This window comes from Longispora fulva (assembly GCF_015751905.1).
Classification (GTDB): Bacteria; Actinomycetota; Actinomycetes; order Mycobacteriales; family Micromonosporaceae; genus Longispora; species Longispora fulva.
In genome coordinates this window covers 865,056-885,010 of record NZ_JADOUF010000001.1, presented here as the reverse complement: position 1 = coordinate 885,010, position 19,955 = coordinate 865,056, and the positions used below count along the sequence as shown (strand labels likewise).

Here is a 19,955-nt window from a genome sequence, read left to right as displayed (position 1 = left end):
CATTGGTCTCCATGGACGCCGTAGGACAGAGCCTGCGTGCCGCGAGGGAAGCGGCTGGGATCAGCTTGTCCTCCATGGCGCGTCGCACGAACTACAGCAAAAGTCACCTCGGGAACGTCGAGACCGGCGTCAAGCGCGCCTACCCCGATGTCATCTTGGCGTACGAGCGAGAGCTGGGAGAGTGTGTGGATCGCCATGGAATTCTGACTGGACTGGCCGCGAGCGTCATCGCACCGATCGCCGCGTCGGAGTTATTGCGGCATGGCTTTGCCGCCGCACTCGACGGTCGCGAACAGGAAGGTGACTGGCGCGAGCGAGTGGAAGGCTACGGATACGACTACATGACACTCGGTGCGGGCGAGTTGCAGAACCGGCTCGCCGGGGACCTCGTCGTCCTTCAGCAGAATCTGGAGTCGCCCGAGCTGTGGGCGATCGCGGCCCGGGTCATGACGGTGTACGGCAAGACCACGAAGGGATCCACAGAAGCGATCTCCTGGTACAGGTTGGCCGGGCAGGTGGCGGATCGTTCCGGACACACGAACGCCAGCGTATGGGTCAGAGGGCGGGCCTCCCTGGCACTCGCCTATGAGGGAGCAGCGCTTCCGATCGCCTCCACCCTGGCCAGGCACGCCCTCGAACTCAGCGACCAGCCCTCCCTCGGGCGCTTGAACGCACTGCTCGGACTCGCTCACGTTCAAGGACTGCGCGGGGAGAAACGAGCGAGCCTGGCGACGCTCGACGAGGCCAGGCGGACCTTCGACATCGTCGGGTCGTCCGAGCAGATCTCTGATTTCGCGATCCCGGAGTGGCGCATGGCCACGATCAGCAGCCTCCTGCTGTCCCGGCTGGGGGAAGAGCAGCGGGCGATCGAAGCCCAGGAGAAGGCCGACCGGACGCGGCCCGCGACGCTGCCCCGGTTCGCCACGCACATCGAGCTTCACCGGGGGCTGATGATGAACCGTGCTGGCGATCCTGCGGGCGGAATCGCCTACGCGCGGCAGGCCCTCGACAGGCTGCCGCCGGAAAAGCACAGCCAGTCGCTGCGGCTTATGCTCGCCGAGATCGAGCAAACGGCAAGCTGACAGGGCCACTGGCCCGGCGGCCGGCGATTCCCGGCGGGCGTTGCGAGCGATACACCGAAGCGCTTGGATACTCCGCATGACTCTTCCCGAATCCTCGCAGCTGACCCGCCCGGACGGAACGGTCCTGCGCTACTGCGAGTACGGCCAGGCGGACGGATACCCGGTCGTGTTCCACAGCGGATCGCCCAGCACCCGCTGGAAGTGGCCCACCCTGATCGAGGCGATGCGGCGGAGCGAACTCAGGGTTCTCGCGTACGACCGGCCCGGCTACGGCGGTTCGACCCGCAGCCCCGGCCGCACGGTGGCCGACGCGGCGAACGACGTGCGCGCGCTCGCCGACGCCCACGGTTGGAACCAGTTCGCGGTCTTCGGCGGCTCCGGAGGCGGACCGCACGCCCTCGCCTGCGCTGCGCTGCTCACTGACCGCGTCACCGCGTGCGCGGTGCTCTCCGGCGTGAAGCCGGCAGATCCCGACACGCCGCCGCGCGAGGAGGCGGAGTTGCGGTCCCGGCTTGCCGAGGTCTCGGCGGACATCATGGGACGCGTCAACGACGGCGGTCCGGAACTGCCCGGCACACCTGGTCCCCCGGCCCTCGACGATCCCGACGCGATGGCGCGACTGCGGGCGACGTTCGTCGACGGTACGGACGGCTGGGTCGACGACAGTCTCGCTCTCGCCCGGCCGTGGGGCTTCGAGTTGGAGACCATCACCGTGCCGGTCGGCGTCTGGCGGGGAACCGACGACGCCCACGTTTCCGCAGAGCACTCCGATCACCTCCTCGCGCACATCGCGACCGCGCGAGGCCACGTGTACAGCGGCGGACATATTCCCGGTGTCGACGTGTACCAGGAGATCTATGACTGGCTACACCCCGACGCGGCATGAGCCGGGTGGCCGGCGACAGTACGCCGCCGGCCACCCGGTACCCCTCTCAGCCTGTGATCTTGAAGATCTTCGCGTCCTCGGTGGGGACCGGGATCGACGTGGAGCCGCTCATCGTGCTGGTGGCTCCTGACCACAGTTCCGTGAGGTTGTAGGTGGTGCCGGCGTTCAGGCCGAGCCTGGTGGCGTCGACGGTGAACGTGCGCGCGCCGGTCTTGTCGAAGTTGAACACCGCCAGGTAGGTGGTGTTGCCCTGTCGCAGGACGTAGAGGCTGTTGGCCTTGAAGCCGGTGTCGGCCTCCACGGGTTGGAACGAGCGGCCGAGCTGGGCGATGGCGTTGATCTGCGGGTTCTGCAGGAACTTCTTCGCCCGGTTCTTGAGTTCGGGGTCTCCGGTGGCCGAGTAGTCGTCGCTGATCAGGTACACGCCGGTGATGACGGCGGAGGTGACCCGGGCCCGGTTGTAGTTCTCCGGCCAGACTCCGATCAGTTTGGCGTTGTTGTTGTTCTCGTAGACGTAGTTGCCGAACTGGATGTGGTCGGCGTCGTTGTAGGTGTACAGCTCGTCGAGCCACCAACCGTAGGTGAGCGAGTTGAGCATGTACTCGGTGCTCTTCTGGTACCGGTCGGGATCGGTCTCGTGCCAGTTGTTCATGCTGCCGTGCGCGTCGCAGGAGATCCGGCGCGCCTGGGCGTACTGGGCCATGAACAGCGGGGAGATCGCCGCGTCGATGAACGTGTCCGGGCCGGCGTAGCTCATCACCTGGGCCATCCCCTTGTGGAAGGCCTGCAGGCCGGTCTTGACGGTGGTGTCGTACCAGCCGTCGGCCTCGAGCGTGCCATGGGTCAGAAAGTCGATCTTGACATAGCGCACGCCGAGGTCGTGGAACTTGGTCAGCGCCATCCGGGCGCGGTTGAGGACTCCGGGGTTGGTGGGATCGAGCGCGATGGCACCGTCGTTGATGATGGGCTGGTTGTTCACCTTGAGGCTCATCTGCCTCAGGGTCTGGTTCTGACAGGTGTCGCAGAGCTTGGTGCCACCGACCGGTTCGTCGTAGTGGTCCCAGAAGTTGACGAAGGGCTGGAAGTACAGCGCCGGCTCCTGGCCGTTGGCGTGGACCTTGTCGACGTAGGCCTGCAGCTTGCTCCAGTCGGTGTTAGGGTCCTCGAACGCCCACTGCGGCTGCAGCAGCGCGTCCCAGTACGAGTCGATGCCGACGTAGGGCTTCGCCGCACCGGTGGCGGTGTTGCGCCATCCGGGCACCTGACTCGCGAGGAAGTCACTGGTCTGGGTCACCAGGGTGGGGTCGGCGACGCGCGCGCCCAGCCCGCCCCAGGAGTTGAATCCGAACGGGGTGCCCTTGTCCCAGGTGCGCGACGGCACGGCCGTGGCGTTGGCGCGGGCGAAGGTCTCCATGCCAGTGCGCCAGTCGGCGAAGTAGCCAATCAGCATCCGCGGCGAGGACACGGTGGTGCCCGTGACGGGATTGTGCGCGCGCTTCTCCCGGTTGAACTGGAACCTGTTGTCGGCCGTGCCGTAGTCGTACCCGAAGTCGGTAATGCCTGCGGTAACCTCCAGGCGGTTGAGCTTCCCGGAGCCGCCGGCGGCGACGGTCGCCGACTTCCAGGTGTCGTGGTCGACGGAGCCGAACACGAAGCCGTTGCGGCTGGTGTCGTCGTAGAACGAGGTGACCTCGAAGCTGCGGCTGGCGGTGGTGACGGTGTCGACCGGCTTGGACTCGTAGCGGACCCAGGAGTCGTTGTCGACCGGTACCAGCAGGACGCGGTTGTCACCGGCGGTCCCGATGTCGACGCCGCCGGTGGTGTCCACCAGCATCGGGGTCATCTTGTTGACCGTGATGCTGGAGGAGGACGAGGCCTCGAGCTGGATGAGGAAGCGGTCGGGCCCCTGGAAGACGAACTTCTGCCTCAGGGTCGGTTGGCCCGGGCGGGCACAGGTGACTACCAGGTTGGCGTAGGCGCAGGAGGCACCGGCGTCCTTCGTGGACACGAATGTCGAGCCGATGTCGGCGCCGCTGTACATGCCGGTGATCCGGCGGACGCCCGAGTAGTAGACGTCGGCGCGGCCCGTGGCCAGGCTGTAGTTGATCCGGATGTTGTCAGCGCTGATGTCGATGCCGCCGCTAGGGGTGGGGGTGGCGGTCGGGGTGGGCGACGGCGAGGGGCTCGGGGCCGGGCCGGTACCCGTCAGCTCGATCTTGTCGATGTCCGGCGCGAATCCCGCGGGGTTGGCCACGGTGATCGTGTTGCTGCCGGCGGTGAGGCTGACGGTCAGGTCGCTGGTGGCGACCTTGTCCCATCCGCCGCTGGAGTTGAAGGTGACCGGCACGCCTGTGGCGCTGTTGACGCTGATGGTCGCCTGGCGCTGGTCGGCCGTGGCGTAGAACACTCGAAGCTGGTAGTCGCCCGTGGCCGGCGCGGTGACGCCGTTGAACCGCAGCGTGCCGGTGCCGCCGATGTAGCCGACCTTGTTACCGCCCGAGCACGCGCCGCAGCTGGACCGCACCGCGGCCCCGGCGAGGGTGTTGGCGGAGGCCTCGGCCTCGTAGGCGGTCGGGGCGGACAGCGGGTCGATCTCGACGCTGTCGAGGTCGGGGCCGTAGCCGGTGCCGCTGTCGACCTTGATGACGTTGGCGCCGGCGGCGAGGGTGAGGGTGAGCTCGCTGATCCCGACGACGTTCCAGCCGCCCGTGGGCGCGAAGGCGACAGTGCTCGCCTGGCCGCCGTTCACGCTGACCTGGGCGGAGCGCGCGTCGCCGGCGGTGTAGTGGATCCGGACCCGGAATCCGCCGGCCGCGCCGGCCGTGATGCCCCGGAACTCCAGGGCGCCGCCCCCGTAGACGTCACCGACCTTCTTGCTGCCGGAACAGGGCGCGCAGTCGCGGACCCCGGCGCGGCCGAGGAGGGTGTTGGCGGTCGATTCCGCCTCGTAGCTGGCCGCGCTGGCGGGGCCGCTGACGAGCACGACCGCGAGGGGTACGAGAACTGCCGTCAACGCTCCGGCGAGGATGCGCTGCCGTAGGGGGATGGGTCTCATGACCGGATCCTTTCGTGCTGAGGGGGGAGGCTGTGGCGGGCGACGGCGACCGCCGGGTCGTGGAGCGGTCAGTCCTTCAGGCCGCTCATGGTGATGCCCTGCACGATGTAGCGCTGGGCGACGAGGAACATGACCACCAGGGGCAGGATGGAGACGACCGCGCCGGCGAACAGTCCGGGCAGGTTGACGGTCTGCGCGGTGAGGAACGTCGACAGGGCGATCTGCACGGTCCACGTGGAGGGGTCCTGGCCGATGACCAGGGGCCACAGGAAGGCGTTCCAGCTGTCGATGAACGACAGCGCCCCCATGGCGGCGATCATGGTCGTGGAGTTGGGCAGGGCCAGGCGCCGGAAGACGCCCACGTGGCCCAGCCCGTCGAGCCGGCCGGCCTCTTCGATCTCGGAGGGGAACCGCAGGTAGAAGCTGCGGAACAGCAGGACGGCGAAGGCGTTGAACAGGCCCGGGGCGATGATCCCCCACCGGGTGTTCACTCCGCCGAGCGCGTCGATGACCACGAAGGTGGGCACGAAGGTGACCGATCCGGGGATCATCAGGGTGGCGACGATGAAGGCCGTGACCACTCCCCTGCCGGGGACCTGGATGCGGGCCAGCGCGTAGCCGGCCATGGCCGCCAGCATGGTGGAGACGGGGGCGGTGACGGTGGCGATCAGCAGCGAGTTGGCCAGTGCGCCGCCCATGGGGACGGATGTGTCGGTGAACAGTTCGGTGAAGTTGTCGAGGGTGAACGGGACGGGCAGCCACTGCCAGTCCGTCGAGGTGACCTGCCGGGTGGTCATGAGCGAGTTACGCAGCATGATGTAGAACGGCAGCAGGAACAGGGTGCTGAGCAGGCCGAGGCCGAGGTAGCGGACGAGGACGCGGATCATGGTCAGTCCTTTCGCCCGAAGCCGACCACGCGGCCCTGGACCAGGGTGATGGCGACGATGATCAGGGTGAGCAGGAACGCCCCCGCGGATCCGACGCCGTAGTTCTGGTCGCCGAGCGCGACGCCGTACAGGTAGACCAGAGGGGGGCGGACGGGGGCGGTGGCGCTGGCCCCCAGGCCGCTGCTGAAGATGTTGTAGAACTCGTCGAACGCCTGCAGCGCGTTGATCAGCAGCAGCATGAGCACCGCCACGGACGTGTTGCGCAGCATGGGCAGGGTGATGTGCCGGAACATCGCCCAACCGGCGGCCCCGTCCAGCGACGCGGCCTCGTACAGGTGCGGCGGGATCGCCTGCAGTCCGGCGAGGAACAGCACCATGTAGAAGCCGACCTGCAGCCACAGGCGCAGGGTCACCAGGACCACCCAGTACAGCGGCGGGTCCTGGGTCGCCACCCACGGGACGGCGTCCTGGCCGAACAGCAGGAGGACCGTGTTGGCGATCCCCGAGGGCAGGCCGTTGAACAGGCTCATCTTCCATACGAGCGCCGCGGCCACGTAGGACACCGCCGCGGGGATCAGGAAGGTGGTCCGGAAAAGGGCACGGCCGCGCCGTATCCGGTGCAGGAGTATGGCGAGGCCCAGGGCGCCGGCGAAGGTGACCGGCACGATGAACACGGCGAACAGCACGATGGTGACCAGCGAGGAGCGGAACCCGGGATCGCGGAGCAGGAACTCGTAGTTGTCGAGTCCGACCCACGATCCGATGGTGATGGTTCCGCGCGCCTCGCTCAGGCTGAGCAGGAAGCTCCAGCCGATCGCCACGTACTTGAACAACCCGAGCCCGAGGACCATGGGCGCGGTCAGGGCCACGAAGGCCAGGATCGCGGATCTGTCGGTGCGCCGCCGGGGCCGGGTGATGGCCTCGGTCGGGGCTTGGAGGGGACGGGTAGCGGTCTTCATCGTTCAGCCGAGCTGCTTGTCGATCTCGGCCTGGCACCGGGCGGCGGCGTCGGCCAGAGCCGCGGCGGGGTCGGCCTTCTGCTTGGCGATCTTCGAGGCAGCCTCGCCGAACGCCGTGCCGGTCGCGGTGTTCCACAGCGAGGGGAAGGAGTGGCCGTACTTCTGGGAGATCTCCACGGCCGCCCGGGCCGGGCCCTGGCTGAGTTCGGTGGTCCTCGCGGCGACGCCGGACTTGGGCGGGACGTGGAACCCGTACTTGACGCACCAGTCCTTCTGCAGTTCCTCCTGCTGGACCCACAGCCACTGGACGTACTTCTTGGCCTCGTCGACGTGCTGGCTCTTGGCGTTGACCAGTTCGTACCAGCCGCCGAGTCGCGCGGCGGGGGCCCCGGAGGCGTTGAACGCCGGCCACGGCACCACGCCGAAGTCGTCGCCGAGTTCCTTGCTGACGGCCGGCAGCGCCCACAGTCCACACCAGTGCATCGCAGCGGCGTTCTGCACGATCGCGCCCGGGTCGTACCAGTCGGTGCTGAAGCCCTCCAGGAGGACTCCGGCGTCGTGCAGTTGGCGCAGCCCGCCGAGCGCCTCGCGGGCGGCCGGGGAGTCGAACGCGACCCTGCCGCCGCTGAGGAGGTCGCCACCGGCCGACCACAGCAGCAGGTACGGCACGTCGCCGATGCCGTCGTTGCCGACGAACAGGCCCTTCTGCTTGGGCGTGGTCAGCTTCCTGGCCGCTGCGAGCAGGTCGGCGAACGTCTGCGGCGGGGTGATGCCCGCGGCGGCGAGGACCGACTTGCGGTAGTACAGCATCATGATGTCGTCGATCATCTTGATGCCGTAGATCTTGCCGTCGACCGTGACCAGGTCCAGCGCGGCCTTGCTGTACTGGCCCTTGGCGGATCCGATCACGTCGTCGAGTGGCGCGAGGTTGCCGTTCTTGACCATCTGGTGGCGGAAGTCGCCGATCTCGAAGACGTCGGGCGCGCCGGCGGTGAGCAGCGCGGAGTTGAGCTTGGTCTCGTACTCGCCGGCGACCCAGGTGACGTTGATGGCCACGTCCGGGTTGTTCTTCGTGTATTCGGCGGCGTAGCGCTTGACCGCCTCCTGGGTGCCTTTCTCCCCGTACGCGTGGTACCACTGGTTCAGCGTGACCTGGGTGCCGGGAGCCTTCTTGGGGTCCGCACCGCATCCGGCCACGATCGCGCCTCCTGCGAACAGGAGCGATGTGCTGAGAAAACGGCGGCGGGAAAAGGTGGTACTCACGGGGGGTTCTCCGTTCAGGTGACCCAGAATGGGCGTGTCTGTTCGACGGATCACCCGGGTCTTGGGTATCCGCAATGATATGGACGTTTCCGCCGGTCACACCCGCGCTTTGGCAGGATGCGATCCCAATTCAGTTAATGGGCGTGGCCCGAGAACAGGCTCTGCACCGCCACCGAGGCGGCACCGCGTGCCCATTCCTCGAAGGGCAGCGGCCGGATGATCAACGCGCAGTCGGCCGCGGCCCCGAACGCCTGCCGGGCGAACGTCTCGCGAATCTGGGGTTCGAACAGGTCGTAGGCCGCCAGGCCCTCCCCGGAGACCACGATGCGTTCCGGGCCCACGAGGTTGGCCACGGCGGTCAGGCCGAGTCCGATCGCGTGCCCGGCCCGGTCGAAGACTCCCCGCAGTAGCGGGTCGCCCCCGCGCGCGCCCGTCACCGCCTGTTCCATGCTCAGGGCCGGCGAGCCGGTGACGAGGCGGGCGCGGGCGACGATCGCGTCGGTGCTCGCGATCGCCTCCACGCACCCGGTGCCGCCGCAGTGGCAGGCCGGCTCCGCGGCGACGGCCAGGTGGCCGAGTTCGCCGGCGACGCCGTGCGCGCCGGCGACGAGGTTCCCGCCGATCACGAGTCCGCAACCGATACCGGTGCCGACGGTGACCAGTGCGAACGAGGACAGTCCCACGCCCTCGCCGAACCACTGTTCGGCGACGGTCAGCGCCTTGACGTCGTTTTCCAGCACCACTTTCAGGCCCGTGGCCTCGGCGAGCAGCTCCGCGAGGGGTACGTCGCGCCAGCCGAGGAACGGCGAGTACCGCACCGTGCCGGTCGCGCGGTCCACGTCGCCGGAGACCGCGACGCCCATGACGTGGGTGCGTTCGCGGTACTCCGGCGAGCGGGCCAGCAGCTCGTCGACCAGCTCGGCCAGGGCTCCGACGACGTGTTCGACGTCGCCTGCGGCGAGCTGGTGGTGCGCGGAAGCGCGGATCTGGGTCCGCAGGTCCCCGACGACCCCGATCAGGTCCTCGGTGGTGATCTTCACGCCGACGAAGAACTCCCTGTCGGCCCGTACGACCAGGGGGCTGGCCGGTCGGCCGGCCCCCGGCGCAGTGCGCTCGCCGGCCTCGAGTTCCTCCAGGTAGCCGGCGTCCAGGAATGGCCGGGCCGCCTTGGTGATCGCGGCGGAGGACAGCCCAGTGCGCCGGGCGAGGTCGACCCGGGACACCGGGCCCTGGGTGAGGACCTGGGTGAACACGGCGGTGGATGCCTGGGTGGTGATCGGCGGGCGTCTGGGGCTCATAGGCCGAACACTAGGCACATAAATTAACTTCGTCAAGAATTGAATTTCACGAGCCCGAAACATAGGCTGTTTTGGTACCCATCGACCCGCGAGGAGCAGCATGAACCCCCTGGTCCACGACCCGGACAGCCGACTGTGGCTGCTGAGCACGCCGTCGAGCGGCTACGCGCTGCGGCTCGCCGCCGACGACAGCCCGCGCCACGTGGCGTGGGGACCGCGCCTCACCCTCGAGCAGGCGCTGTCCGTTTCCGTGCCCGCCGGCGGGGACAGCAGCTTCGACGGGGTGATCGACGAGGAGTACCCGGCGGAGGGTCCAGCCCGGTTCGGGCCGCCGTCGCTGCAGGTGCGGTTCGACGGCGGGGCCCGGGGCGTGCAGTGGCACTACCTCAGCCAGGAGGTCGACGGCGGCCGGCTGTCGCTGCGGTTCCGCGACGACCACTATCCACTGGAGATCACCCTGCACTACCGGGTGCACGACGACAGCGACGTGATCGAACGCTGGGCCACCCTGCACAACACCAGCGCCGACCACCCGATCGAGGTGCTGCGCTGCGACGCCGCGGCGTGGACGGCACCACCCCGCGACGGGTATCGGCTCAGCCACATCACCGGCGGCTGGTCCGCCGAGAGCCAGCTGGAACGGGTCCCCCTCGCCCGCGCGGAGACTGTGCTGACCAGCAGGCGCGGGCACACCAGCCACCAGGCCAACCCCTGGGTGATGCTCGACGCCGGGGACGCCACCGAGGAGCACGGGGAGGTGTGGAGCGCGGCATTGGCGTGGAGCGGCAGCTGGCGGATCGCCGTGCACCACGACCCCGACGGCCGGGCCAGCTGGACCGGCGGGGCCGGGCACGAGGGCATCAACTGGACCCTGCGCCCCGGCCAGCGGCACCGCACCCCGGTGTTCGCCGGCCTGTACACCAGCGGGGGCTTCGGGGCGGCCAGCCGGCAGTGGCACTCCTATCAGGCCCGACACGTCCTCCCCCAGGCCGAGGAGCTGCGGCCGGTCACGTACAACTCGTGGGAGGCGACCGGCTTCGACGTGGACGAGGACAACCAGCGCAGGCTCGCCACCGCGGCCGCCGACCTGGGCGTCGAGCTGTTCGTCATGGACGACGGCTGGTTCGGCGGCCGGCGCGACGCCCGCTCCGGGCTCGGCGACTGGACCCCCAACCCGACCCGGTTCCCGCACGGCCTCGGCCCGCTGGCTACAGAGGTCCGCCGCCTCGGCATGAGGTTCGGGATCTGGGTCGAACCGGAGATGGTCAACCCCGACAGCGACCTCTACCGCGCCCACCCCGACTGGGTACTGCACATGCCGCACCGCACCCGCACCACCATGCGCCACCAGCTCGTCCTCAACTTCGCCCGCGACGACGTCGCCGACTGGGCCTACAAGTGGCTCGACGAACTCGTCGGCCAGCACGACATCGAGATGCTCAAGTGGGACATGAACCGGGCGTTCACCGAACCGGGCTGGCCGCAACGGGGCGCCGACGGTGAACGGCTGTGGATCGACCACATCACCAACGTGTACGCCATCATCGACCGGCTCCGCGCCGCGCACGCCGGCCTGCGGATCGAGACATGCGCCGGTGGCGGCGGGCGCGTCGACCTGGGCATCCTCGCCCGCACCGACCAGGCGTGGATCTCCGACAACACCGACGCCGTCGACCGGATCGCCATCCAGCACGGCTACAGCCAGCTCTACCCCGCCCGCACCATGGCCGCCTGGGTCACCGACAGCCCCAACCCGCACACCGGCAGGGTCGTCCCGCTGGCCTTCCGCTTCCACGTCGCCATGAGCGGGGTGCTCGGCCTCGGCGGGGACCTGCTGCACTGGACCGCACCGGACCTCGCCGAGGCCAGGACGCTGATCGCCGCGTACAAGGACATCCGGCCCGTCGTCCAGCACGGCGAGCTGTACCGGCTGGGCCAGGACGCGGTGCAGTACCTATACGGCGACCGGGTCGTCGTACTCACCTGGCGGTTGACCTCACGGCCGCCGCACCAGCCCCTCGCGCTGCGCCTGGCCGGCCTCGAACCCGGCGCGCTCTACCGGGACGAGACCACCGGTCACGTCCACCACGGCCACACCCTCATGACCCACGGCATCATCCAGCCCCTGCCGCCGGGCGACTACGCCAGCGCGCTGATCCGACTCCGGCGCGCCTGAGCCACCTAACCGAGCCGACCGGGACCACGCCGGGCGGGTCGATTCGGTGGCCAAAACAAAGCCACCGGGCTGATATAGGGACAAAATTCGGGCCGATGGTGCCAGCGTGAGCCATAGTGGCTTGCGATGGCACCATCATGGTGCCATGATGGTGCCATGAACATCACGTCGTATGTCGACAACGTCTGCCGGGAGCTCGCGGCCGCCGCCGACCTCGGGGGCCAGGAAGCCCGGGCCCTCGCCGAGCGGCTGTCGGCGCCCCTGGAGTCGGCGTTCCGGCTCGCACTCCTCGACGCGCTGTCGGCCGCGGCTGACGAGATCACACTCGACCTGGCCCCCGGCTCGGTCGAGCTGCGCCTTCGCGGCCGTGAGCCCAGTTTCGTCGTCACCCCGCCCCCGGCCGAGCCCGCTCCCGAGGCGCCCGGCCGCGCGACCGGCGTTCCGCCCATCGTCGCCGACCTGGACGAGGGCTCCGGTTCGCGGATCAACTTCCGACTGTCCGACCAGCTCAAGGCCCGGATCGAAGAGGCGGCGGGCCGCGAGGGGCTGTCCGTCAACGCCTGGCTGGTGCGGGCAGCCTCCGCCGCGGCGTCCGGATCCTTCGGGCAGCCCCAGCGCGCTCCCCGTGGCGCGGACCACTTCACCGGCTGGGTGCGCTAGCCGCTCCCGGCCCTTCGACACCTGTCAGGAGATCGCCGCCATGCCTACTTTCGACACCCGTCAGGAGCGTGCCGCCATGCCCACTTTCGACACCCCGGAACCGATCTCCGTCACCATCGACCTCGGATACGGCGACGTCCGGCTCACGGCCAGCGACCGTGCCGACACCACCGTCGAGGTGCGTCCGTCCAACCCGGCGAAGGACGCCGACGTCCGGTCCGCCGAGCAGACCCAGGTGGAATTCACCGCCGGCCGGCTGCTGGTGAAGGGGCCGAAGCAGCGACTCGGCCTGTTCGGCAAGATCGGTTCGGTCGACGTGGATATCGCCCTGCCGTCCGGCTCCCACCTGCACGCCGACGCGGGCCTCGCCGCATTCCGCGCCGAGGGCCGGCTCGGCGAGTGCCGGATCAAGGCTGGGGCCGGCGACCTGCACCTCGAGGACACGGCGACGGTGGACCTGAACACGTCCGCCGGCGCGATCACCCTGCGCCGAGTGGCCGGAAACGCCGAGGTCAGCACCGGGACCGGCAGAGTGCGCCTGCAACACGTCGACGGAACGGCGACCGTGAAGAACTCCAACGGCGACACCTGGGTCGGCACCGTCACCGGTGACCTGCGGGTCAAGGCCGCCAACGGCGACATCACCGTCGACTCCGCGCACGCCGACGTCACGGCCACCACCGCCAACGGCGTCATCCGGATCGGCGAGACCGTGCGCGGCACCGTGTCGCTCAAGACGGCGTTCGGCGAACTCGAGGTCGGCGTCCGCGCCGGCACGGCCGCGCTACTGGACGTGCACACCCAGTTCGGCCACGTCCGCAACAGCCTCCAGGCCGTCGACGCCCCAGCGCCGGAGCAGGGCGAGACCATCGAGATCCACGCCCGGACGTCCTTCGGCGACATCATCATCCACCACAGCTAGCCACCGCCCGACACACCAGCAGGTCTCCGCCACAGCAACGACGGCCGACACCACCCGCAGGCCTCCCCTGCCACCACCTGGCGACTCCCGGCACCTCCCGCAGGTCGCCGCCCACGACGGGCCACCGGCGCCACCTCTTGGCACCACCCGGCAGCACTCAAAAGGCCTCCGCCGGCACGACGACAGCTGCCGACACCACCACCTGGCACCACCTACCGGTCTCCGCTGCAGCAGCGGCGGACAACGCCACCCGGCGCACCACCCGCACGCCTCCGCCGCCGCGACGACGGCGGCAGCCAACGCCCACCGCGTGGCAGCTCCCGGCACGGCCGACGCCGTCCCGGCGACCCTGCACGCCTCCACCCAGGAATCGAGAGAAACCATGACCACCACCACGGCCCCACCCGCGGTCACCGCGAAGGGCCTCCGCAAGTCCTACGGCAAGCACCTCGTCCTCGACGGCATCGACCTCACCGTCGCCGAGGGCAGCGTCTTCGCCCTGCTCGGCCCGAACGGCGCCGGCAAGACCACCACGGTGCAGATCCTGTCCACCCTGATCGGCGCGGACGGCGGCGAGGTCCGGGTCGCCGGGCACGATGTGGCCAGCGCGCCGGACGCCGTCCGGGCGGCGATCGGCGTCACCGGCCAGTTCTCCGCCGTCGACGGCCTGCTCACCGGTCGGGAGAACCTGCACCTCATGGCCGATCTGCACCACCTGCCCCGCCGCGAGGGCCGAGTGCGCGCGCAGGAACTGCTGGCGAAGTTCGACCTGGTGGAGGCCGCCGGCAAGATGGCGGCCACGTATTCGGGGGGCATGCGCCGCCGGCTGGATCTGGCGATGGGTCTGGTCGGTGATCCCCGGATCGTGTTCCTCGACGAGCCGACCACGGGCCTCGACCCGCGTAGCCGGCGCGCGATGTGGCAGACGATCCGGGGCCTGGTCGCCGACGGGGTGACGATCTTCCTCACCACCCAGTACCTGGAGGAGGCCGATCAGCTCGCCGATCAGATCGCGGTCCTCGACCACGGCACGCTGGTGGCCCAGGGCACCGCGGCCGAGCTCAAGCGGCTGATCCCCGGCGGCCACATCAGTCTCCAGTTCGCCGACGCGGCGGCGCTCGCGGCGGCCGCCCGGGTGCTCGACGGGTCCACCTTCGACGAGGACGAGCTGACGTTGCAGGTCCCCAGCGATGGCAGCGTCCTGCTGCTGCGCGGGCTCCTCGACCGGCTCGACTCCGCGGCGATCACGGTCGAGGCGCTGTCGGTGCACACTCCCGACCTCGACGACGTCTTCCTCGCCCTCACCGGACACTCCCAGGAAGTTGAGGCATCGCGATGAGCACTCTCACCTACACCCTGCGCGACTCGGCCACGATGTTGCGGCGCAACCTGCGACACATGCGCCGGTACCCGTCGATGACCCTGATGCTCGCCGGCGTCCCCGTGATCCTCCTGCTGCTGTTCGTCTACGTGTTCGGCGGCACGCTCGGCTCCGGCCTCGGCGCGCCCGGCGGTGGCCGCGCCGACTACGTCAACTACGTCGTCCCCGGCATCCTGCTGATGACCGTCGCCAGCGCGGCGCAGGGCACGGCGATCTCGGTCGCCACGGACATGACGGAGGGGATCATCGCCCGGTTCCGCACGATGGCGATCACCCGCTCCTCGGTGCTCACCGGACACGTCCTGGGCAGCATGATCCAGACCATGCTGAGTCTGGCCATCGTCACCGGCGTCGCGCTGCTGATCGGTTTCCGACCGCCGGCCGGGCCGCTCGCCTGGGCGGGGGCCGTCGGGTTGCTCGCGATGTTCACGTTCGCGCTCACCTGGCTGTCCGTCGCCCTCGGACTGGTCAGCGAGAGCGTCGAGACGGCCAGCAACCTGCCCATGCCGCTGATCCTGTTGCCGTTCTTCGGCAGCGGCTTCGTCCCTGCGGCCTCGATGCCGACCGGACTGCGCCAGTTCGCCGAGTACCAGCCGTTCACCCCGGTCACCGAGACCCTGCGCGGGCTCCTGACCGGCGGGCCGATCGGCACCAACGCCGTCGTCTCAGCCGGGTGGTGCGCCGGCATCGCACTCGTCGGGTACCTGTGGGCGAAGCGCTTGTACGCCCGCGACCCCTCGCGGTAGGGCACCCGGAACGCCGGGGCGTCACGGCGTGAACCGGTAGCCGATGCCCGGTTCGGTGCGCAGGTAGCGGGGCCGGGTGGGGTCGGGTTCGAGTTTGCGCCGCAGGTTGGCCAGGTACACCCGAAGGTAGTTCGTCTCGGTCTCATAGCGCGGCCCCCACACCTCCTGGAGCAGTTGGCGCTGGGTGACGAGCATGCCGGGATTGCGCACGAGCATCTCCAGGAGATGCCATTCGGTGGGTGTGAGGCGGACCGGGCCGGCGGCGTTGGTGACCTGTTTGGTGGTCAGGTCGACGGTGAACGCGTCGGTGACGACGATCGGCTGCTGGCTGGTGGGGGCCGTGCGGCGCAGGGCGGCGCGGATCCGGGCGAGGAGTTCGCCCATGCCGAAGGGTTTGGTGACGTAGTCGTCGGCTCCGACGTCCAGCGCCGCGATCTTGGCCTGTTCGGTGTGCCGGGCCGACAGGACGATGATGGGCGCGGTCGACCAGCCGCGGAGTCCTTCCACGACGGCGATGCCGTCCATGTCCGGCAGGCCGAGGTCGACGATGGCCACGTCCGGCGGGTTGCCGGAGGCCATGGTGAGCGCGGAGGTTCCGTCGGGGGCGATCGTGACGTCGTAGCCGGCGGCGGTCAGGCTGATGCGCAGCGCCCGGAGCAGGGGGCGGTCGTCGTCGACGACGAGCACCCGCGTCACGGCGCAGCCCTCAGGGTCATGGTCATGGTCAGGCCTCCGCCGGGGGTGTCGGTGGGGGTGATGGTGCCGCCCATCGCCTCGGTGAAGCCGCGGGCGATCGCCAGGCCGAGGCCGAGCCCCCCGTCGGTGGTGTGGTCGTCGAGGCGTTGGAACGGGGCGAACATCCGCTCGCGTTGGTCGGCGGGCACGCCAGGTCCGTGATCGACGACCGCCAGCTCCAGGCGTGCGCCCACGTGCCGGCCGTGCACGCTGATCCTGCCGCCGGGCGGGTTCGCCCGCCGGGCGTTGGCGATCAGGTTGGCCACGACCCGTTCGAGGAGCCCGGGGTCGACCAGGGCGAGGGGCAGGTCGTCGGGCACGTCGACCTGCACCGGGGCGCCGGGCGTGTGCAGGATCGCCACGGCGACGATCTCGTCGAGAGCCGCGGGCCGCAGGTCCGCCGACAGCACGCCGGCCTGGAGCCGGCTCATCGCCAGGAGGTTCTCCACGAGGACGTCCATCCGGTCGGCGGACTCCTCGACAGTGGCCAGGAGTTCGGCCTGCTCGGCGCCGGTGAGGGTGATGTCGGGTTCGCGGAGGCTGGAGGTGGCGGCCTTGATGCCGGCGAGGGGGGTGCGCAGGTCGTGGCCGACGGCGGCGAGGAGTGCCGCGCGCAGTCGGTCGACCTCCGCGAGTTCGCGGGCTCCTGCGGCCTCGGCCGCGAGGCGTTCGGCCTGCAGGGTCCGGGCAGCCGCGGCGGCCAGCCGGGTCAGAAGCCGTTGGTCGGCGGCGATCACGGGCGGGCCGTCGGCGACCAGGCGCAGGGTGGCGCTGGCGGACACGGACAGGCTGGGCGTCGCGCTGGGGATCCCGCCGACGGCCGCGACGGTCCGCTCGGTGCCACCGTCGGTCTCCAGGAGCGCGGCGGCGGTCATGCCGAAGGTGTCGCGGACCTGTTCGAGGAGCCGCTCGAGGGATCCGGCGTCGACGGGTTCGGCGCTGATCCGGGCGAGGAGCGCCGCCTCGACGCCGTTGCGGGCGGCGGCGGCGCGTTGGCGGGCGGCGAGGTCGACCGCGAGGCTGACGGTGACGGCGACGGCGACGTAGACGACGAGGGTGATGACGTGGTCGCGGTTCTCGACGGTGAGGGTGTGGTACGGCGGGACGAAGTAGAAGTTCACCAGCAGGTCGCTGGCCACGGCCGCGGCCAGGGCCGGCCACACCCCGCCGACGACGGCGACGACGACCACCGCGGCCAGGTACAGCAGGACGATGCTGGCCAGCGCCAGTTCGCCCCGGGTGTTGACCAGCCCGGCGGTGAGCGCGGTCAGTCCCCCGGCCGCCAGGACCGTCCCGGCGAGGGTCCGGCCGTGGCCGAGCCCTCGTCGGGGTCCCGGAGCGGGTGCCGTGATGCTCATGGTCGAAACGCTAGTGCGTCGGGACCTTCGGCGTGGTGGCGTCCTCGGGAAGCTGGACGCGTTTGAGTTCGGCCTTGCTGGACCGCAGCCGCCAGGGCACGTTGGTGACCATCACGTTGGTCTCGAACAGGAGGCGGGCCTTCAGCCGCAGGGCCGACTGGTTGTGCAGCAGGTGTTCCCACCAGTGGCCGACGACGTACTCGGGGATGTAGACGACGACCACGTCGCGCGGGTGGTCGCGGTTGAGGCGGGCCACGTACGCGAGGACGGTGTCGGTGACGTCGCGGTAGGGGGATTCGACCACGGTCAGCGGTACCGGGATGTCGCGGTCGTCCCAGTCGGCCTGCAGGGCGCGGACCTCCTCGGGGGTGATCGCGGCGGTGAGGGCCGTGAGGGAGTCGGGGCGGGTGGCGCGGGCGTAGGCGAGCGCGCGCAGGGTGGGGCGGTGCAGCCGGGACACCAGGACGAGGGCGTGGATCCGGCTGGGCAGCATCATGCCGCCGGGTTCCGGGACGAGTTCGGCGGCGACCCGGTCGTAGTGCCGGCGGATGCCCCGCATCATGGCGAACAGCAGCGGGACGGCGATGACGACCAGGTACGCGCCGTGGGTGAACTTCGTCGCCAGTACCACGATGAGGACGAGTCCGGTCAGGCACGCGCCGACGGCGTTGATGATCCGGGCCCGATGCATGCGGGCGCGTTCCTTCGGGTCGCGCTCGGTGCGCAGGTGCCGGTTCCAGTGCCGGACCATGCCGATCTGCGACAGGGTGAAGGAGGTGAACACGCCCAGGATGTACAGCTGGATCAGCCGGGTCACCGAGCCGTCGAACAGGTAGATCAGCGCTCCGGCGATCGCGGCGAGGGCGATGATGCCGTTGGAGAAGGCGAGCCGGTCGCCGCGGGTGTGCAGCTGGCGGGGCAGGAAGCGGTGTTCGGCGAGGATGGAGCCGAGCATCGGGAAGCCGTTGAACGCGGTGTTGGCGGCGAGGATCAGGATCAGGGCCGTGGACGCCTGGATGAAGTAGAACATCACCGTGTCGGTGCCGCCGAAGATCGCTGCGGCGAGTTGGGCGATGACGGTGCGCTGCGCGTCGGTCTCGCAGTTGCCGGTGAAGCCGACCAGGTCGCAGGTGTGTTCGACGTAGCGGACGTCGCTGATCAGGGCGAGGGCGGTGATGCCGGCGAACATGATGATCGCCAGGATGCCCATCGCGGCCATGGTGCGGGCGGCGTTCTCGGCCTTCGGCGACTTGAAGGCGGGTACCCCGTTGGAGATCGCCTCGACACCGGTCAGCGCGGTGCACCCGGAGGAGAAGGCGCGCAGGCCGAGGATGACCAGGGCCATGCCTGTCAGGCCGACGGAGGTCTGTTCGGGCCTGACCTGCAGGCCTGCGCTCTCGGCGACCGGGGCGTTGCCCGCCAGGGCCTGGCCGATGCCGAGCACGATCATGAGCAGGACGCCGCCGATGAACAGGTATGTCGGCACCGCGAACGCCCGCCCGGACTCGCGGACCCCGCGCAGGTTCATCGCGGTGAGCACGGCGACGAACCCGACGCAGATCACCACCCGGAACGGGTTCAGGGACGGTACCGCCGAGATGATGTTGTCCACCCCGGCCGCGACCGACACGGCCACGGTCATGATGTAGTCGACCAGCAGCGCGGCGGCGACCACGAGCCCGGCGTTCTGGCCGAGGTTGCGCGAGGCCACCTCGTAGGAGCCGCCGCCGGACGGGTAGGCGCGCACGACCTGGCGGTAGGACACCACCACCACGGCGAGCAGCACACAGACGGCCAGGCCGACCCAGGGGGCCATGTACAGGTACGCCAGGCCGCCGAGGGTGAGGACCAGGAGGATCTCCTGGGTGGCGTAGGCGACCGAGGACAGCGGGTCGCTGGCGAAGATCGGCAGGGCGATCCGCTTGGCCAGGGCCTGCTCGCCCAGGCGGTCGCTGCGCAGAGGACGACCGACGAGTAGCCGCTTGAACCAACCCAACATGCCCTCAGTCAAGCGGCAGGGTCGGTACCCGATGATGGATCTTGACGTTTTCTTAACGCCGGGCCGCTCAGTCTTAACGCGGCCATGGCGCGCCGTCATGAACGCGTCAAGATTCCGGGGCGCGCCGTAGAGGCCTCGTTAAGACCGGCGCCGTCGGTCCGCCAAAGGCTGTGAACTGCGGTTATGACCACTCGATCGATCTTCCCCGCCGAGGTGGTCGGCCGCCCCCACGTGCTGGAGATCCTCGCCGCGCTGGAGCACCGGCCGGCGACCCTCGCTGCGCTGCGGGCCGCGTGTCGCGCCTCGCGGACGACCACCGTGTCGGTGCTGCGGACCCTCGCCGCCTGCGGCGTGCTGCGTCGCGCCGACACCTCCGGGACCTGGGACAGCACCGCCTCTGAGCAGGTCGAATACAGTCTCACCCCCGCCGGGCGGGCTCTGGTGGCGGGCCTGTGGGACCTGGATTCGTGGACCGCCGCCTACGGCCAGCCGGCGTCCGGGCGCTGAACCCTGCCGCTACGATTCCGGGCGGCATGTGTCTGACCTGG

General features: G+C 69.9%; 16 protein-coding genes. 8 read left to right on the top strand and 8 right to left on the bottom strand.

What is annotated here, in order from left to right; translation table 11 throughout:
- The first annotated feature begins 11 nt into the window (after positions 1-11).
- The gene (locus tag IW245_RS03915; protein WP_197001828.1) at positions 12-1,082 is read left to right on the top strand and encodes a helix-turn-helix domain-containing protein; all 1,071 of its coding nucleotides are present in this window, start codon (positions 12-14) and stop codon (positions 1,080-1,082) included.
- A 76-nt stretch (positions 1,083-1,158) separates the two neighbouring features.
- Positions 1,159-1,968, top strand: a complete 810-nt coding sequence (locus IW245_RS03910) for an alpha/beta fold hydrolase (protein ID WP_197001827.1) — start codon at positions 1,159-1,161, stop codon at positions 1,966-1,968.
- Positions 1,969-2,014: 46 nt separating this feature from the next.
- Here the strand turns inward: IW245_RS03910 and IW245_RS03905 are convergent, their stop codons facing one another.
- The 5 genes from IW245_RS03905 to IW245_RS03885 form a co-directional block, all read right to left on the bottom strand.
- Positions 2,015-5,023: a CBM35 domain-containing protein gene (locus IW245_RS03905; RefSeq protein WP_197001826.1), complete on the bottom strand. Its 3,009-nt coding sequence runs from the start codon at positions 5,021-5,023 to the stop codon at positions 2,015-2,017.
- Between the two features lie 68 nt (positions 5,024-5,091).
- Entirely contained in the window at positions 5,092-5,910 is an 819-nt protein-coding gene (locus IW245_RS03900) for a carbohydrate ABC transporter permease (protein WP_197001825.1), read from the bottom strand.
- 2 nt (positions 5,911-5,912) lie between these two features.
- Entirely contained in the window at positions 5,913-6,869 is a 957-nt protein-coding gene (locus IW245_RS03895; RefSeq protein WP_197001824.1) for a carbohydrate ABC transporter permease, read from the bottom strand.
- Positions 6,870-6,872: 3 nt separating this feature from the next.
- The gene (locus tag IW245_RS03890; RefSeq protein ID WP_197001823.1) at positions 6,873-8,132 is read right to left on the bottom strand and encodes an ABC transporter substrate-binding protein; all 1,260 of its coding nucleotides are present in this window, start codon (positions 8,130-8,132) and stop codon (positions 6,873-6,875) included.
- Positions 8,133-8,266: 134 nt separating this feature from the next.
- On the bottom strand, positions 8,267-9,430 hold the full coding sequence (locus tag IW245_RS03885) for an ROK family protein (protein ID WP_197001822.1): 1,164 nt from the start codon (positions 9,428-9,430) through the stop codon (positions 8,267-8,269).
- A 100-nt stretch (positions 9,431-9,530) separates the two neighbouring features.
- Between IW245_RS03885 and IW245_RS03880 the strand changes: the two genes are divergently transcribed.
- From IW245_RS03880 to IW245_RS03860, 5 genes are all read left to right on the top strand, one after another.
- On the top strand, positions 9,531-11,606 hold the full coding sequence (locus IW245_RS03880; protein WP_197001821.1) for an alpha-galactosidase: 2,076 nt from the start codon (positions 9,531-9,533) through the stop codon (positions 11,604-11,606).
- 156 nt (positions 11,607-11,762) lie between these two features.
- Positions 11,763-12,266, top strand: a complete 504-nt coding sequence (locus IW245_RS03875; RefSeq protein WP_197001820.1) for a toxin-antitoxin system HicB family antitoxin — start codon at positions 11,763-11,765, stop codon at positions 12,264-12,266.
- 76 nt (positions 12,267-12,342) lie between these two features.
- Entirely contained in the window at positions 12,343-13,188 is an 846-nt protein-coding gene (locus IW245_RS03870) for a DUF4097 family beta strand repeat-containing protein (RefSeq protein WP_197001819.1), read from the top strand.
- Between the two features lie 382 nt (positions 13,189-13,570).
- A complete protein-coding gene (locus IW245_RS03865) occupies positions 13,571-14,527 on the top strand; it encodes an ATP-binding cassette domain-containing protein (RefSeq protein WP_197008303.1) in 957 nt (318 codons plus the stop codon).
- Positions 14,524-15,315, top strand: coding sequence for an ABC transporter permease (locus IW245_RS03860; protein ID WP_197001818.1), 792 nt, complete (start codon positions 14,524-14,526; stop codon positions 15,313-15,315). The genes IW245_RS03865 and IW245_RS03860 overlap by 4 nt, the downstream gene beginning before the upstream one ends.
- A gap of 21 nt (positions 15,316-15,336) precedes the next feature.
- On the opposite strand, the gene IW245_RS03855 is transcribed toward IW245_RS03860, so the two are convergent.
- Genes IW245_RS03855 through IW245_RS03845 form a run of 3 tightly spaced genes read right to left on the bottom strand, consistent with a single transcriptional unit; the run spans position 15,337 to position 19,407 of the window.
- Positions 15,337-16,011 carry a response regulator gene (locus tag IW245_RS03855; RefSeq protein ID WP_197001817.1) on the bottom strand — a complete coding sequence of 225 codons (675 nt, stop codon included), beginning with the start codon at positions 16,009-16,011 and terminating at the stop codon, positions 15,337-15,339.
- Positions 16,008-17,408: a sensor histidine kinase gene (locus IW245_RS03850; protein WP_197001816.1), complete on the bottom strand. Its 1,401-nt coding sequence runs from the start codon at positions 17,406-17,408 to the stop codon at positions 16,008-16,010. Before IW245_RS03850 ends, IW245_RS03855 begins: the two co-directional genes overlap by 4 nt.
- A 10-nt stretch (positions 17,409-17,418) precedes the next feature.
- Positions 17,419-19,407, bottom strand: coding sequence for an APC family permease (locus tag IW245_RS03845; RefSeq protein ID WP_197001815.1), 1,989 nt, complete (start codon positions 19,405-19,407; stop codon positions 17,419-17,421).
- A gap of 183 nt (positions 19,408-19,590) precedes the next feature.
- Here IW245_RS03845 and IW245_RS03840 point away from each other — a divergent pair, with 183 nt between their 5' ends.
- Positions 19,591-19,914, top strand: a complete 324-nt coding sequence (locus tag IW245_RS03840) for a methyltransferase family protein (protein ID WP_197001814.1) — start codon at positions 19,591-19,593, stop codon at positions 19,912-19,914.
- Positions 19,915-19,955 lie beyond the last annotated feature (41 nt).

Bases quoted from the DNA above. Each gene is read 5' to 3' on its own strand.
- IW245_RS03910 (WP_197001827.1), top strand. From the start codon at position 1,159: ATGACTCTTCCCGAATCCTCGCAGCTGACCCGCCCGGACGGAACGGTC.
- IW245_RS03875 (WP_197001820.1), top strand. From the start codon at position 11,763: ATGAACATCACGTCGTATGTCGACAACGTCTGCCGGGAGCTCGCGGCC.
- IW245_RS03850 (WP_197001816.1), bottom strand. From the start codon at position 17,408: ATGAGCATCACGGCACCCGCTCCGGGACCCCGACGAGGGCTCGGCCAC.
- IW245_RS03845 (WP_197001815.1), bottom strand. From the start codon at position 19,407: ATGTTGGGTTGGTTCAAGCGGCTACTCGTCGGTCGTCCTCTGCGCAGC.
- IW245_RS03870 (WP_197001819.1), top strand. From the start codon at position 12,343: ATGCCCACTTTCGACACCCCGGAACCGATCTCCGTCACCATCGACCTC.
- IW245_RS03895 (WP_197001824.1), bottom strand. From the start codon at position 6,869: ATGAAGACCGCTACCCGTCCCCTCCAAGCCCCGACCGAGGCCATCACC.
- IW245_RS03865 (WP_197008303.1), top strand. From the start codon at position 13,571: ATGACCACCACCACGGCCCCACCCGCGGTCACCGCGAAGGGCCTCCGC.
- IW245_RS03905 (WP_197001826.1), bottom strand. From the start codon at position 5,023: ATGAGACCCATCCCCCTACGGCAGCGCATCCTCGCCGGAGCGTTGACG.
- IW245_RS03885 (WP_197001822.1), bottom strand. From the start codon at position 9,430: ATGAGCCCCAGACGCCCGCCGATCACCACCCAGGCATCCACCGCCGTG.
- IW245_RS03880 (WP_197001821.1), top strand. From the start codon at position 9,531: ATGAACCCCCTGGTCCACGACCCGGACAGCCGACTGTGGCTGCTGAGC.
- IW245_RS03900 (WP_197001825.1), bottom strand. From the start codon at position 5,910: ATGATCCGCGTCCTCGTCCGCTACCTCGGCCTCGGCCTGCTCAGCACC.
- IW245_RS03860 (WP_197001818.1), top strand. From the start codon at position 14,524: ATGAGCACTCTCACCTACACCCTGCGCGACTCGGCCACGATGTTGCGG.
- IW245_RS03840 (WP_197001814.1), top strand. From the start codon at position 19,591: ATGACCACTCGATCGATCTTCCCCGCCGAGGTGGTCGGCCGCCCCCAC.
- IW245_RS03915 (WP_197001828.1), top strand. From the start codon at position 12: ATGGACGCCGTAGGACAGAGCCTGCGTGCCGCGAGGGAAGCGGCTGGG.